Origin of the sequence: Lamprobacter modestohalophilus (assembly GCF_016583905.1) — a bacterium.
In the GTDB taxonomy this organism is placed as follows: domain Bacteria; phylum Pseudomonadota; class Gammaproteobacteria; order Chromatiales; family Chromatiaceae; genus Lamprobacter; species Lamprobacter modestohalophilus.
Window position 1 is genome coordinate 84,192 of sequence record NZ_NRRY01000004.1, and the last position, 14,927, is coordinate 99,118.

Sequence of the window (14,927 nt, forward strand, 5' to 3'; positions counted from 1 at the left end):
TCGCCGCAGGGCGGTTGGTCGGAAGGAAAGCGCATCGAGTCTTCTCCATGGTTACTGCGGTCCACAAGCGCCGCGACGGAAGAAAAGGCGGCATTCTGAATGGGCTTATCAGCGTATCGCAAGCTGGAGTTGCAGACGCGAGACCTGACGAAGGTGTACTAAGCACTGCGCTTTCAGCATCGCCGAGATCCTGCACGGAGACGCTGGGCAGGGCCGATCGCGGCGGATCGCGGCGGATCTCAATGGCGCAGCCACTCGACCATGATGTCTGCAACCAGACTGGCCGCCGATCGGCCGGGTGCGCTATGGTTAGCGGCCGATACGCGAGCTGCTGATCAGCGGCTAACGCGCACGCCGAATCGCTTGCACCACCTCGTTTTTAAAAAAGAGCCGCCGATGTCCGATCTGCACCCCAATCGCGCACCCTATCCCACCACCCGCATGCGCCGGATGCGCCGCGATGATTTCTCGCGCCGGCTGATGCGTGAGACGACGCTGACGCCCGATGACTTCATCTATCCGGTCTTTGTGCTCGAAGGCCAAGGCGAGCGCGAGCCGGTGCCCTCCATGCCCGGCATCGAGCGCATGAGCATCGACCTGATGGTCGAGGAGGCGCAGACCATCGCCAAGCTGGGCATCCCAGCGATGGCGCTGTTTCCGGTCACGCCGATGTCGGCCAAGTCCGAAGACGCCCGCGAGGCCTTCAATCCGGACGGCCTGGCCCAGCGCGCAGTGCGCGCACTCAAGGACGCGGTGCCGGAGCTGGGCGTGATGACCGATGTTGCCCTCGACCCTTTCACTACCCATGGCCAAGATGGACTGATCGATGAGACCGGCTACGTGACGAACGATGCCACCGTCGAGGTGCTGGTGCAGCAAGCAGTCTCGCATGCCGCAGCCGGCGCCGACATCGTCGCGCCGTCCGACATGATGGACGGGCGCATCGGCGCGGTGCGTGAAGCGCTCGAGTCCGCTGGTCACATCAACACTCGCATCATGGCCTACTCGGCCAAGTACGCCTCCAGCTTCTACGGCCCATTCCGGGATGCGGTTGGCTCTGCAGCCAACCTTGGCGGCGGCAACAAGTACACCTATCAGATGGACCCGGCGAACTCGGATGAGGCGCTGCACGAGGTCGGGCTCGACCTAGCCGAGGGTGCCGACATGGTGATGGTCAAGCCCGGCATGCCGTACTTGGACATCGTGCGTCGGGTCAAAGACCGTTTCGGCGCACCGACCTTCGTCTACCAGGTCAGCGGTGAATACGCGATGCTGAAGGCCGCGTGCCAGAACGGCTGGCTCGAAGAAGAAGCGGTGGTCCTCGAGGCGCTGATGGGCGTTAAGCGCGCCGGCGGTGACGGCATCCTCACCTACTACGCCAAGCAGGCCGCACAGTGGATGGGTGCCTGAGTCAACTGATATGGCCTGGCCAACTCAGCGTGCATCGCCGCGACGCGCGGCTGGGTAGCGGACAATGACCGATCGATACGCCGTGATCGGCAACCCCATCGCGCACAGTAAGTCGCCGACCATCCATGCCGCTTTCGCGGCCCAGACCGGCGAGCCGATCGAGTACGGCCGCATCCTCGGCGACCTCAACGACTTCGCTGGCGATGTGCGGCGTTTCGTTGCCGAGGGTGGGCGTGGACTCAATGTCACGGTGCCATTCAAGACCGATGCCTTCGAGCTGCTCGACGATCTCAGCGAGCAGGCGCGCACCGCGGGCGCAGTCAACACCCTAATCGTGCGCGATGGCGGCCTGCTGCGCGGTGATAACACCGACGGCGTCGGCTTGCTGCGCGATCTGACCGAGAATCACGGCTTCGCGCTGGCCGGCAAGCGGGTGCTGCTGCTCGGCGCCGGCGGTGCCGCGCGTGGCGTGTTGAGACCGCTGTTCGATGCCAGGCCAGCCGAGCTACTGATCGCCAATCGCACCGCTGAGAAGGCCGAGGCATTGGCCACTCAGCTCGCCACTAGCGCGATCGCCAGCCCAGAAACCCGCGCTGACGCCCAGATCGACCAGCAAGAAACCGCGGTCAGCGGCTGCGGCCTCGTCGCACTCCGCAGTCAGCGCTTTGACTTGATCATCAACGCCACCTCAAGCGGCCTTGACGATCAGGTTCCAGCGATCCCTGATCACTGCCTGGCCGCCGGCGGCTGGGTCTATGACCTGCTCTATGCCAACGAGCCGACCCCGTTTTGCCGTTGGGGCCAGACCCATGGCGCCGCCCGCGTTCTGGACGGACTCGGCATGCTGGTCGAACAGGCAGCGGAATCCTTCTGGCTGTGGCGTGGCGTGCGACCGCAAACAGCGCCGGTGATCGACCTGTTGCGCCACGGTTGATGCCGCTCGACCTCGTGAGGCCAAGAATGCTCAACACCATGGAACTGCCCTTCACCCACAAGCCCGGTCGCCGCGAGCGCCAGCTTCGACGTCGGCACGAGAACCCTCTATTCGCCTGGCCACCGCAAGAGGTGCCACCTGAGGAGCTACTCGCTGCGCAGCAGGCCGATCATGAGGACATGCTGGCCTTTCGCGAGCACTTTCGATCACTGATCCAGCGCGCAGTCGATCTCCCCGCCGATGCGGGCAGTGACGCCGTGCTGAGCCTCAAGGAAGCGCTCGAGGCCCATTACGAGCAAAGCTATGCCTTACCCGAGGATCATCGCGAGGAGCGTGCGGCGCTCAAGCGTCTGATCGATCTGGTGATGAAAACGCTGTGGCGCCATGCCGGGTCCGATCCCCTCGCACACCAAGAGCTGAGTGACGAAGAGACCGCACGCGCCATCCATTTTCGCTTACTCGAGCAACCGCTGGTCGCCGACCTCCTGCATCCCAACAGTGGCATCGGCGCGGATGAGCTCGCGGCAACGGTCCTCTCGGCCACCACGGCTGAGATCGAGGCCGTCTGCGAACTGTTTGACGGGGATGAGCTGGCTCAGCTACTTGCGCACGGCGAAGCGCGCTTGGCCGAGTTGGACCAGCAGGACATCGGCATCGATCTCAGTCAAGCGCGAGATCGGCTGGCGCTGATTCGATTGCGCGCAGAGGCGTACGATGCCGCCCCACCCTCGCACTGAGTCCGTAGCGAACGGCCAGCTCAGCGTCACAACCTGGCAAGAACGGCAGCCATGTCGGTCCTGATCTTCCGGCTCAACGGCGTCGAGGACGACGAAGCGGCCGATGTGCGACGCCTACTCGATGAGCAGGGTTTCGACTACCATGAGACCAGCGGCGGCTTTCTCGGTCTCGGCGTTGCCGGACTCTGGCTGCTAGATAGCAGCCAGAAGGCGGCGGCTCGCGCACTGATCGACCGCTACCAAGAAGAACGCTCGGCACGCCTCGCGGCCAACTATGCAGCCCTATGTCGCACTGGCCAGGCCGAGACCACGCTGCAACGGGCCATGCGCCATCCGCTGCGCACCCTGTTTTATCTCGCTGGCGCTGCCGCCGTGCTCTACCTGATGCTGGTGCCCTTCTTGACGCTGGGTCGCTAAAGTCACCCAGGTCGCTTTGATCAAACCAAAAGCGGTCATGATCAATGATCCCAAAAGAGCGTTTCAACCGCAGATGGCGACGACAAAGACCAATCGGCACTCGCGCATCCACCGGGAGACATAGATGACTGAAACCATCGGCTTCATCGGGCTCGGCATCATGGGCCGCCCGATGGCCCTGAATCTGATCAACGCCGGCTACCGGCTCGCCGTGCACGCACGGCGCGAGGCATCGATGCAACCGCTGCTCGAGGCCGGAGCCGAGCCCTGCTCGAGCCCGGCCGAGGTTGCGCGCCGCTCCGCGATCCTGTTCACCATGGTCTCGGATACCCCCGATGTCGAGCAGGTCATCCTCGGCGAGCAAGGCGTCATCGAGGGCGTCCAGGCCGGTGCCGTCGTTGTTGACATGAGCACGATCTCGCCGTCAGCGACCCGCGCCATGGCTGAGCGTTTGCGCACAGTGGGCGCCGAGATGCTCGATGCACCTGTCTCGGGTGGCGATATCGGCGCGGCAGCGGGCAGGTTATCGATCATGGTCGGCGGCCCCGAAGTCGCCTTTGAGCGCGTGCGACCCTTATTCGAAGTGATGGGTCAGAATATCGTCCATGTCGGCGATCACGGCGCCGGACAGGTCTGTAAGGCCTGCAACCAGGTGCTGGTCGCGCAAACCATTGCCGGTGTCGGCGAGGCGATGCTGTTGGCCAAGGCCTCCGGCGTCGATCCCGCCAAGGTGCGCGAGGCGCTGCTCGGCGGCTTTGCCAACAGCCGAGTGCTGGAGGTGCACGGGCGGCGCATGCTGGAGGACGATTATGCGCCCGGCTTTAAGGCCGCGCTGCATCAAAAGGACATGCGCATCGTCCTCGAGGCCGCGCATGAGCTGAATCTTGCGCTACCCGGCGCGGCGCAGGCGGCTCAATGGCTCAACGCGCTAGTCGGCCAGGGACTCGGCGACCTGGACTCGGCGGCAATCTATAAGATACAAGCGCAATTCAGCCTAGAAACGGCAGTTGACCGCTCCACCACAGACACCAATCCTTGAGTGCATTAGAACTGTGAGTCAGTCTCAAGCTCATCTTTTGGTCCGGGGCGCTACGAACTCCAGGACACGCCCCGTTTAGGTCAGGGGCATAGCGCGTCGCCACTCCGCAAGATGAAGCGATTGATTCAGGGCGCGCGTTAGCGCTCAACGAAGTTGCGCAGCAGATCATGGCCATGCTGAGTCAAGATCGACTCCGGATGAAATTGCACGCCTTCGATTGGCAACTCGCGATGACGCATACCCATGATATCATCGCGTTCGCCAGCGGCCGTTTCGGTCCAGGCCGTGACCTCAAGCTCGGCCGGTAACGATGCCTCCTCGACCACCAATGAGTGATAGCGCGTGGCCTCGAACGGCTGCGCGAGCCCCTTGAAGACGCCAAGATGCTGATGATGGATCGGCGAGGTCTTGCCATGCATCACCTCACGCGCCTTGACCACTTTGCCACCGAAGGCCTGGCCGATCGACTGATGGCCCAAGCAGACGCCCAGCAGCGGCACCTTGCCGGCCGCGGCCCGGATCAGCTCGACTGAGATACCAGCTTCCTTAGGCGTGCAAGGCCCCGGCGAGATCACGATCCGCTCCGGGCGCAACGCCAAAGCATCGGCGACCGACAGCTCATCATTGCGCACCACCCGCACCTCCACCCCTAGCTCACCCAGGTATTGCACCAGGTTGTAGGTGAAGGAGTCGTAGTTATCGATCATCAATAGCATTGGGGCATTCACCGACGGTGTCTGCAGCGATGGCTGCGATTGGTCGAAAAGCTGATCAACCTCGGCCCCGCGGACAAAAAGGTTTCAAGACGATATCGCCATTATACCGGTCAGCGGAACAAACTTGAGCGCGAGGAGACCATCGCCTCGTGCCAACAGCCAACTGTAGCGACGTCAAGCGATCAGCCGCATCCTCGACCGTTGCACAAGGCTTCAGCGGCATTCTCGCGCGTTGACCTCACACTTTCCGCCCGTTAATCTCATCAACAGGCTCCTGTAATCGATGGACAAATCATGCAGAATCTCACCGTACAGCAACGCCTGTTGATTGCCTTCGCGCTAGTGCTGCTGATCCTGCTCGTGCCGATCAGTGTCGCCTACACAGGACTCGATGCGATCGAACAACAGCTTGCGCAGTATGAGACGCTGCATGAGGCGCAACATGAAGCCCAACCGAACGACTCGGCGCAGTCCAACACCGCTCGCCAGTCGCTGCCGTCAGCAGTGTCAGCAGGGTCAGCAGGGCTAGCAGGGCTAGCAAGCTCTCCGTTGGAATCCATCGAGCAGATCAAGCGGTTTGTGCTGTTCAGCGCAATCATGGCATCCGTGCTGGCCGTGCTGCTCGCACTGATCACATCCCGGGCGCTCAGCGCAGCCTTGACGCCCCCGGCTGACGCGCCTCGTCATCCCCGATGATTCAACCGCCTGACCAAGATCGCCCAGCGCGACTCGCCACAGATGGCACCTGCTCCGGTACGGGAGGGCAAGCCAGCGGCACGGGCAGGCCGATGCAGACTCGGCGTGCTGAGCAGCTTGGATGGCTGCTCGGATGGGCCGGCGGCTACCTCTGGATACTAGCCCTAGCGCTAGTATTCCTAGTCCGAGGGCAGCTTGCCGTCGGACTCTCGGGATTGGCGCTGGCGGCGCTGGGCTATGGCGCGGTGGTGCAGGGTCGGCCCTGGCGCGCTCCGCGCACCCGCTACTGGCGGCTGATGCTGTTGCCTTATTTGGCGATGCTCGCTGGCGTGCCTTGGGCGATCTGGGGCTTCGGTCCCGAGGCGGCTGGGCAACTGAACGCCTGGCAGGCGCTGATCCTACTGCCGGTCCTCTCACCCATCGTCAGCCTCGGCTGGCGGTGCTGGGATCGCTGACAACCAAGATCAGGCCATGAGCCCGCATCCGAGACGCGCTAGCTTCTCGCACTCTTCACAGACGATGAAGGATTGTGGCTCTTGAATCTGCGTTTGAGCATAATCAACCAGCGGGTCGAGCTGTTTTTGTGCCATCTACCATGGAGAAAAGATGGAACTGTATCGCCATCTAGTGCGCGATGCGCCGACCATTTAACTGAACGGTGCCCGGGACGGCTAGACGAAACGCAGCCCACAGCCACCCGGGCGGTCAGACGCGATGGCGGTGTCCAGACTCCGGCTCTTCAGCCGCGGCGCTGGCACCCGCAACACAGGGCTGACGCTCAATGCCGGCCTCAGCCATGGCCACGGCGCGGAAGATGGCGCGCCCCTTGTTCATGGTCTCTTTCCATTCCAGATCCGGCACCGAATCGGCGACGACGCCAGCACCGGCCTGAATATGCAGCTGACCATCCTTGATCACCGCGGTGCGGATGGCGATGGCGGTATCCATATTGCCGTTGAAGGCTAGATAGCCGACTGCTCCCGAGTAGATGCCGCGCTTGATCGGCTCAAGCTCGTCGATGATCTCCATCGCGCGGATCTTCGGCGCGCCAGAGACGGTGCCAGCCGGGAAGGTGGCGCGCAACACGTCCATCGCACTCATGCCCTGCTTGAGCTGCCCGGTGACATTGCTGACGATGTGCATCACGTGTGAATAACGCTCGACGATCATCCGGTCGGTCAGGTTCACGCTGCCAATCTCGGCGACGCGACCGCAATCGTTGCGGCCGAGGTCGATCAGCATCAGATGCTCGGCCAGCTCTTTTGGATCAGCGAGGAGCTCCTGCTCGAGCGCCTGATCCTCGTCCTCGGTATAGCCACGGCGCCGGGTGCCGGCGATCGGGCGCACGGTGACCAGGCCGTCCTCGAGCCGGGTCAGGATCTCGGGTGAGGAGCCGACGATCTGGAACTCGCCGAGGTTGAGGAAGTACATATAGGGCGAGGGGTTGAGCCCACGCAGCGCGCGATAGAGATCGAGCGGGCGCGCCTGATAGGGGATCGAGAGCCGCTGCGAGAGCACCACCTGCATGCAGTCGCCTTCGAGGATGTACGCCTTGATCCGCTCGACCGCTTGTTTGTAGCCGGCCTCGGTGAAGCCAGAGACGAAATCGGTCTCGTCGATGTGGCGGCCACCGGCGCTTGGGTCGCGCGGCGCACCGCGCTGCATGCCATGGACCAGCTCGTCGATGCGGCGCTGGCCAGAGTCGAGCGTATCGCCAACGCTCGGGTCCAAATGCACGATGATATACATCCGCCCCTGCAGGTTGTCGAACACCACGACCTCCTCAGACACCATCAGCAGGATGTCGGGCGTGTCCATGGCATCTGGATTCGGGCAGGGATCGAGCCGCGGCTCGATGTAGCGCACAGTGTCATAGCCGAAGTAGCCAACCAGCCCGCCGGCGAAGCGTGGCATGCCAAGATGCTCGGCAACCTTGAAGCGCTGCTGAAAGGCTTCGATCCAGGCCAGCGGATCGGCGGCCTCGGCCTCTTCAACGATCGCCCCATCGCGCTCGATCAGGATGCGGTGACCAAAGACCTTGAGCACCGTGCGGCAGGGCAGACCAATGATCGAGTACCGACCCCATTTCTCACCACCCTGCACGGATTCGAACAGGTAGCTGTAAGGGGCATCGGCCAGCTTTAGATAGCAGCTGAGTGGGGTGTCGAGGTCGGCCAGGACCTCACAGATCAGCGGGATTCGATTATGGCCCTGCGCGGCGAGGGCGTGAAGATTCTCGGGGGTCATCGGGCGGACTCCAGACGATGCGGAAACCAAGGGCGGGCTCGAGATCGGCAGTCGAGCGACGCCATCGGCCTGCGATGCACATGCCAGAGCCATCGCTTGGATCACCGCCGGCGCGCGACCGCTGGCGATCGCTCAGCTGGATCTCCGCCGGAAAACCGCACCAAAAACCAGCCTGCAAAGCTTGGTCGCGAGCTTCGGCGCAGACTCCGGATCGATGTCCAACAGGACGCTCTGCAGCACAGCCCGCTAGCGATGAGTGCAGGTCTGGAGCCTTGTCACGCTCGGAAGCCGTCATCATGCGCGTCGGGATCGACTCTTCGGCACTGTGGTCTGAGTCGCGTTGTCAACCTAGCCCCGCGGGTCCGCGAGGAGGTCGTCAAGCTCGGTGAGAGCGTCGATCACCGCATCAGGCTCGGCAGTGCGAATATCATCGCCATGATTGTAGCCATAGCTGACACAGATGATGCCAAATCCGGCCGCTCGCGCCGCCCTGACGTCGCTGACCGAATCGCCGAGCATCAGCGCCGCCGTTGGCTCGACGCCAAAATGCTTGGCCGCGTGCAGCAGCGGCAGCGGGCTGGGCTTCTTCTCGGGCAAGGCATCGCCGCTGACGACCAGCTCAAAGGTATCGCGGATACCAACGGCCTTCAGCAATGGCTCGGTAAAGCGGCCCGCCTTATTGGTGACGCAGCCCAGTCGGTAGCCTCGGGCGCGCAGCAGGTCGAGCCCCTCGCGAACGCCTGGATAGAGCACTGAGCGCGTGGCAGTATTCTCTGCGTAAAGCTCGAGGAAGATCGGCAACGCGCGCTCGAAGTCGGCGGCATCAGGCTCACCATCGAGCTGGCCGGTCAGCGCACGGACGACGAGGCGCTCGACGCCGTTGCCCACCCATTGACGCACCGCCGGCTCGCCGCGCGGCGGGCGCCCAAGCCGAGCCATCATCTCATCGACGCAAAAGGTCAGATCCGGCACGCTATCAACCAGCGTGCCGTCGAGATCGATCAGGACCATACCAGGGCGGAAGGGGAACTGCATGTAGGCGCTGCCGAGAACTGCGGATCAATGAGAGTGGGGGGGATCAGCGGCCAGCGCCCGCGAGCGCCTCGCGCATCTGGCGGATGATGCCGTTGTAGCGGTTCGGGTCGCTGTCTTGACCCTTGCCAAAGATCCCCGAGCCGGAGACGAAGGTGTCGGCGCCGGCGGCCTTGATCTCGGCGATGTTATCAACCTTGACGCCGCCGTCGATCTCGAGCCGGATGTCGCGACCACTGGCATCGATCATTGCCCGCGCCTCGCGCAGCTTGTCGAGCGCCGATGGGATGAAGCTCTGGCCACCGAAGCCAGGGTTCACCGACATCAACAAGACCATGTCGACATTGTCGAGCTCGTACTTCAGGTAGTCGAGCGAGGTCGCCGGATTGAACACCAGGCCCGCCTTGCAACCTTCCGCTTTGATCAGCTGCAGGGTGCGGTCGACGTGCTCACTGGCCTCAGGGTGGAAGGTGATATAGGTCGCGCCGGCTTGGGCAAAGTCCGGAATGATCCGATCGACCGGCTTGACCATCAGATGCACATCGATCGGAGCGGTGACGCCATGCTTACGCAGCGCGTCACAGATCAGCGGACCGATGGTCAGATTCGGTACGTAATGGTTGTCCATCACGTCGAAGTGCACGATATCGGCACCAGAGGCGAGCACGTTGTCGACCTCTTCGCCAAGACGCGCGAAATCGGCGGACAGGATGGACGGGGCGATCAGGTCTTCTGCTGCGGCCATGGGAGCCTCCAGTTAAGGGCACCTAGCGGTTCGGCCACCGTCGTGCCAAGCATGAAAAAGACGTTAAGTGTAGCCGACTGGAGGCCTTTTTTCACTGGCCAATGCCAGATTGATCGCGACAACCGGGACCGCCCGACGCCGCATCGGTGCGGGACGAGAAGGACGACCAGCTAGAGCAGGAAGAGGGTCGCTAGGCCGAGGAAGCTGAGGAAGCCGACGACGTCGGTGACCGTGGTGAGGATGACCCCACCGGCAAGGGCGGGGTCGATGCCAAAGCGGTCAAGCACCAGTGGCAGGAGCGCGCCGGCGAGCGTGGCGGCGAGCACGTTGAGAGTGATCGCGGTGGCGATGATGAGCGCGATACTGCTGTTGCCGAACCACAGCCAGGCGATGCTGGCGACGACCAGCGCCCAGAGCAGGCCATTGAGGGCGGCGACGGCCATCTCTTTGGAGACCAGCCAGCGGATGTTCTTCGCTGAGAGCTGCCCGAGCGCGATGCCGCGGATGGCGAGGGTGAGGGTCTGGGTGCCAGCGATGCCGCCCATGCTGGCGACCACGGGCATGAGCACGGCGAGGGCGACGACCTTCTCGATGGTCGCCTCGAACAGCCCGATGACCCAGGCGGCAAGGAAGGCGGTCATCAGGTTGATGCCGAGCCAGACCGCACGCCGGCGGGCGCTGAGCAGGACCGGCGCGAACATGTCTTCGCCTTCGCTGAGGCCGGCGTGGCCGAGGAATTGGTGATCGGCCTCTTCGCGGATGACGTCCATCACATCATCGACGGTAATGCGACCGAGAACGCGACCATCGGGATCGATCACGGGCGCTGTAATCAGGTCGAGCTGCTCGAAGCGGTTGGCGACGTCACGGGCCTTGGCATCAGCGGGGATCGGCTGTACGTCGAGGGTCATCACCTCCGCCACCGAGTCGTCTGGGTCGCTGGTGAGCAGGTCGGTGAGGTAGAGAACACCAAGGTAGCGGCCCTGGCGGCTGACCACGATCAGGTTATCGGTCAGCTCGGGCAGGCCATCCTTGCGCCGACGCAGGTAACGCAGGACGACGTCGAGGGTCACCTCGGGGCGGACCGTGACCACATCGGGGTTCATGAGGCCGCCAGCGCTATCCTCCGGATAGCTGAGCGCTGTCTCCAGACGCTCCCGGCGCTGTTCATCGAGTGAGCTCAGAACCTCCGAGGTGACCTTGGCCGGGAGGTCCTGCACCAGGTCGGCGAGATCATCGACGTCCAGCCCCTCGGCGGCCGCCAAGATCTCGGTCGCGTCCATGCCACGCAGGATCTCGTCGCGGACGTCGTCGTTGAGGTAAAGCAGAACCTCACCTTCGGCGGCATGATCCACCATCTGCCAGACGATCTTGCGCTGCCGCGGCGGCAGCGACTGCAGCACGTGGGCGATCTCGGCTGGGTGCAGCGCATTCAGCATCCGCGTCGCCTTGCGCACGGAGCCGCTCTCCAAGACCTGATGGAGAAGATCGATGCGGTCAGCCTCAGGCGGGGTCTCGGCGGGCTCGGTCATGCGGCAGGGCTCGGGCAGCGGTGGGGCGGCTTTGGGCCGCGACTAGCCGCTCAGTGTAGCGAGAATCCGCCTGACACTGCGAATGGACACTGCGAATGGACCGAGCGCCGGAGCATTCGCTGCGCGCCTTTCCGGCAATCACCTCAGTCGTTCGCGACCTCGTTGACGGCATCCAGCAACTGCGCCGAGGTCAGGTCATCAAGACGATCCATGAGCTGATCCATGCGGTTGCTGACGCGGCCGACATCGCAGCTGCGAACAACCTCCTTGACCTCAAGCAGCGAGGCCGGCTGCATGCTCATCTCGCGCAGGCCAAGCCCTAGCAGGATCGCAGTGTAGCGCGGATCACCCGCCATCTCGCCGCACATGCTGACGCGGGTGCGCGACTCCGCCGCACGGCTGAGCGTGATCCGGATCAGCCTGAGCACGGCGGGGTGCAGCGGGTCATAGAGATAGTTGACGCTGTCGTCGACCCGATCGATGGCCAAGGTGTACTGGATCAGGTCGTTGGTACCGATCGACAGGAAGTCGACGCGCTTGGCTATGCCGCCGGCGCAGAGTGCGGCTGCCGGAACCTCGATCATCGCGCCAACCGGCATCAGCGGATCGAATGGCAGCCCTTGGCGGCGCAGTGTCCGGCGGGTCTCAGCGATCATCCCGAGCACCGTCTCGACCTCGGCGATCGCTGAGATCATCGGCAGCATGAGCCGCACCGGGCCATGCGCCGAGGCACGCAGAATGGCTCGCAGCTGGGGCACAAACAGACCCGGCTCGCGCAGGCAGAGCCGAATCGCCCGCAGCCCCAGGGCGGGATTGGTCAGACTCCCTGAGCTGCCAGCAAGCCCATCGACCTGCTTATCCATGCCGAGGTCGAGGGTGCGGATCGTCAGCGGGATGCCATCGAGCCCACGCATCACCCCGAGATAGGTCTCCAAGTGCTCTTCTTCGTCCGGCAATCCGCTGCGGTTCATGTACAAGAACTCGGTGCGGTAGAGCCCAACGCCAGATGCGCCACTGGAGCGCACCGCGTCGACATCCTCGGGCAGTTCAAGATTGGCAAGCAGCACCACCGGCACGCCATCTCGGCTGGTCGACGGCTCCCGCACCAGCTCGCGCAGCCGGTGTCGACGTTGATCGGCGCTGACCAGACGCTTGCGGTAATGGGCGAGGATGCTCTCATCGGCGCCAGCGAGCACGGTCCCGCTCTCGGCATTCACCACCAAGAGCTCATCCTGTCGCAGCAGATGAGTCGCGTTGTGCACACCCAGCACCGCCGGGATATCGAGGCTGCGAGCCAAGATCGCGGTGTGCGACATTGGACCGCCGTGCTCGATCACAAAGGCACAGATACCGCGATGTCGAAGCAGGATGGTATCGGCCGGGGTCAAGTCATCGGCGACGATGACCCGATCTTTGAGATCGCTCGCGGAGACCGACTGCGCCGACGGCTCGCCGCTCAGAAAGACCTGGATCTGGCGCACGACATGGTCGACATCATCACGCCGGGTGCGCAAATAGGCATCGCCCATGGCGTCGAACACCTCGACCAAGGTGTCGCGCTGGATCTGCAAGGCCCAGCCTGCATTGATGCTGCGCTCGCGGATCAGATCGCGGGTGGCATCGACCAGGGCCGAATCCGTCAGCATCAGCAGATGCGCGTCGATGAATTCGGCAATATGCAGCGGCGTCGAATTTGGGATCTGGCCCCGAACCGACTCGAGATGATGGCGTGCGCACTCGAGCGCGGCATCAAGCCGCGCCACCTCGGCCTCGATCTGCGCGGGATCGATCTCTTCCGTGACAACGGTGGGCTCGCGCGCAAACAGCTGGGCGCGGCCAATCGCGACGGGTCGCGAGCCGCAAACGCCAACCCCGAGCAGCGCGGCGGTCACTCACCCTCTCCGAAGCGGTCGGCGACCAAGGCCTCGAGCGCGTCGGCCACCTGCTCGGCATCGGGCCCCTCGACCTCAATCGTGATCCGCGTGCCGCAGGCGGCGGCCAACATCATCACACCCATAATGCTCTTGCCGTTGACACGACGTCCCTGACGCTCGACCTGGACATGGCTTTCAAAACCACTTGCGCAGGTCACGAACTTGGCCGCAGCACGGGCATGGAGCCCGAGGCGATTGATGATGTCGAGCTCTCTGCGGATCATGACAGCCTCTCCTCATTACAGCCGAACACGCCGTCACGACCACCGCTCAGCGCCTTCTCCGCGAGCGCCGCCAGCTCGAGCTGACAGTAGTTGAGCACACGCACCACCATCGGCAGATTGACCCCGCTCAGCACGCGAACGTGCCCACGGCGGCAGAGCGCATCGGTGATGTTGGTGGGCGTTGCGCCATAGAGGTCGGTCAGTACTAACAGGCCGGCGCCGTCATCGAGGCGCTCGGCGCACTCCAAGATCTGCCGCCGCAGCTGGTCAGGATCATCCTGCTCGTGCACATCGATCGCAACCGCTGCCAGGGGGCAGCAGCCGAGCATACGGGTTGCGGTTTCTAGCAACTCCGCACCGATCCGGTTGTGCGTGATCAGCAAGATCCCAACGCTCATCCCAGCTCCCGATGGCGTACCAAGATTTGGTGGCCCTGTGCCTCGAAGTGCCGACGTAAGGCCTCCACCATGTAGACCGAGCGATGGCGTCCGCCCGTGCAGCCAATGCTGATGGTCAAGTAGCTACGGCCATCGGTCTCGAACCGCGGCACCCAGCGGTCGAGGAAGGCGATCAGATCGTCGCGCATTTGCATCGCCTCAGACGAGCTTTCGAGAAACGCAGCCACCTCCGGGTCCATCCCGGTCAGCGGACGCAGCCCTGGCTGCCAGTGCGGATTCGGCAAGCAGCGCAGGTCGAAGACGAAGTCTGCAGCGCTCGGGATACCGTTCTTAAACCCGAACGACTGCAGCAACACCGGCGCCTGGCCGCGACCCTTGCGGTTCAGATTCTCCCTGACCAGCTCCTTCAGCTCGTGCACATTGGTACTGGAGGTATCAATCTGGGTCTTGGCAATCCGCCGCAGGGGCTCGAGCAAGCGGCGCTCGAGCTCAATCGCCTCGGCGAGCGGACGATCGGCACCCGTCAGCGGGTGCTTGCGGCGGGTCTCGCTGAAACGGGTCACCAGCGTCGGCGTGTCCGCTTCAAGGAAGATGACCCGAATCGCGATGCCCTGCGCCTCCAGTGCCTCGATCACCCCGGGCAGCTGATCGAGCAGCTCAGGGCCGCTACGCGCATCGATACCAATGGCCGTCCCGCCGCGGCCATCCCCGCCCTCAGGACGCGACTGCTTGAGCCCAAGCGCCAGGTCATGCAGCAGAAACAAGGGCAGATTATCGATACAGACGTAGCCGATATCTTCCAGCGTGCGAAGCGCAACGCTCTTACCGGCACCAGACAGTCCGCTGATGATGATCAACTCCATGCC

16 protein-coding genes are annotated in these 14,927 nt (G+C 63.6%); 7 read left to right on the forward strand and 9 right to left on the reverse strand.

Features of this window, described 5'->3' with window-relative positions:
- Positions 1-396: 396 nt before the first annotated feature.
- From hemB to CKO42_RS04270, 5 genes are all read left to right on the forward strand, one after another.
- The gene (gene hemB / locus CKO42_RS04250) at positions 397-1,410 is read left to right on the forward strand and encodes a porphobilinogen synthase (RefSeq protein WP_200239721.1); all 1,014 of its coding nucleotides are present in this window, start codon (positions 397-399) and stop codon (positions 1,408-1,410) included.
- Between the two features lie 64 nt (positions 1,411-1,474).
- Positions 1,475-2,344: a shikimate dehydrogenase gene (gene aroE, locus CKO42_RS04255; RefSeq protein WP_200239724.1), complete on the forward strand. Its 870-nt coding sequence runs from the start codon at positions 1,475-1,477 to the stop codon at positions 2,342-2,344.
- Positions 2,345-2,370: 26 nt separating this feature from the next.
- A complete protein-coding gene (locus CKO42_RS04260; RefSeq protein ID WP_242479108.1) occupies positions 2,371-3,081 on the forward strand; it encodes a hypothetical protein in 711 nt (236 codons plus the stop codon).
- Positions 3,082-3,132: 51 nt separating this feature from the next.
- Entirely contained in the window at positions 3,133-3,498 is a 366-nt protein-coding gene (locus tag CKO42_RS04265) for a DUF6164 family protein (protein WP_200239726.1), read from the forward strand.
- A 124-nt stretch (positions 3,499-3,622) separates the two neighbouring features.
- Positions 3,623-4,537, forward strand: a complete 915-nt coding sequence (locus CKO42_RS04270; RefSeq protein ID WP_200239728.1) for a 2-hydroxy-3-oxopropionate reductase — start codon at positions 3,623-3,625, stop codon at positions 4,535-4,537.
- A gap of 137 nt (positions 4,538-4,674) precedes the next feature.
- Here CKO42_RS04270 and CKO42_RS04275 read toward each other — a convergent pair whose 3' ends face one another.
- The gene (locus CKO42_RS04275; protein ID WP_200239925.1) at positions 4,675-5,253 is read right to left on the reverse strand and encodes an anthranilate synthase component II; all 579 of its coding nucleotides are present in this window, start codon (positions 5,251-5,253) and stop codon (positions 4,675-4,677) included.
- Positions 5,254-5,547: 294 nt separating this feature from the next.
- Between CKO42_RS04275 and CKO42_RS04280 the strand changes: the two genes are divergently transcribed.
- A complete protein-coding gene (locus CKO42_RS04280) occupies positions 5,548-5,949 on the forward strand; it encodes a hypothetical protein (RefSeq protein ID WP_200239731.1) in 402 nt (133 codons plus the stop codon).
- Positions 5,950-6,041: 92 nt separating this feature from the next.
- Complete coding sequence (locus CKO42_RS04285) at positions 6,042-6,404, forward strand: hypothetical protein (protein WP_200239734.1); 363 nt, start codon at positions 6,042-6,044, stop codon at positions 6,402-6,404.
- 250 nt (positions 6,405-6,654) lie between these two features.
- Here CKO42_RS04285 and trpE read toward each other — a convergent pair whose 3' ends face one another.
- From trpE to rapZ, 8 genes are all read right to left on the reverse strand, one after another.
- Complete coding sequence (gene trpE, locus CKO42_RS04290) at positions 6,655-8,196, reverse strand: anthranilate synthase component I (RefSeq protein WP_200239736.1); 1,542 nt, start codon at positions 8,194-8,196, stop codon at positions 6,655-6,657.
- Positions 8,197-8,544: 348 nt separating this feature from the next.
- A complete protein-coding gene (locus tag CKO42_RS04295; RefSeq protein WP_200239738.1) occupies positions 8,545-9,231 on the reverse strand; it encodes a phosphoglycolate phosphatase in 687 nt (228 codons plus the stop codon).
- 43 nt (positions 9,232-9,274) lie between these two features.
- The gene (gene rpe / locus CKO42_RS04300; protein ID WP_200239740.1) at positions 9,275-9,973 is read right to left on the reverse strand and encodes a ribulose-phosphate 3-epimerase; all 699 of its coding nucleotides are present in this window, start codon (positions 9,971-9,973) and stop codon (positions 9,275-9,277) included.
- 170 nt (positions 9,974-10,143) lie between these two features.
- Complete coding sequence (mgtE, locus tag CKO42_RS04305) at positions 10,144-11,505, reverse strand: magnesium transporter (protein WP_200239742.1); 1,362 nt, start codon at positions 11,503-11,505, stop codon at positions 10,144-10,146.
- A 143-nt stretch (positions 11,506-11,648) separates the two neighbouring features.
- Positions 11,649-13,397, reverse strand: coding sequence for a phosphoenolpyruvate--protein phosphotransferase (gene ptsP / locus CKO42_RS04310; protein WP_200239745.1), 1,749 nt, complete (start codon positions 13,395-13,397; stop codon positions 11,649-11,651).
- Positions 13,394-13,663: an HPr family phosphocarrier protein gene (locus CKO42_RS04315; RefSeq protein ID WP_200239747.1), complete on the reverse strand. Its 270-nt coding sequence runs from the start codon at positions 13,661-13,663 to the stop codon at positions 13,394-13,396. The genes ptsP and CKO42_RS04315 overlap by 4 nt, the downstream gene beginning before the upstream one ends.
- A complete protein-coding gene (locus tag CKO42_RS04320) occupies positions 13,660-14,061 on the reverse strand; it encodes a PTS sugar transporter subunit IIA (protein WP_200239750.1) in 402 nt (133 codons plus the stop codon). Before CKO42_RS04320 ends, CKO42_RS04315 begins: the two co-directional genes overlap by 4 nt.
- Positions 14,058-14,924 (reverse strand): RNase adapter RapZ, encoded by an 867-nt coding sequence (rapZ, locus tag CKO42_RS04325; protein ID WP_200239752.1) that lies wholly within the window; start codon positions 14,922-14,924, stop codon positions 14,058-14,060. The genes CKO42_RS04320 and rapZ overlap by 4 nt, the downstream gene beginning before the upstream one ends.
- Between the last annotated feature and the right edge of the window lie 3 nt (positions 14,925-14,927).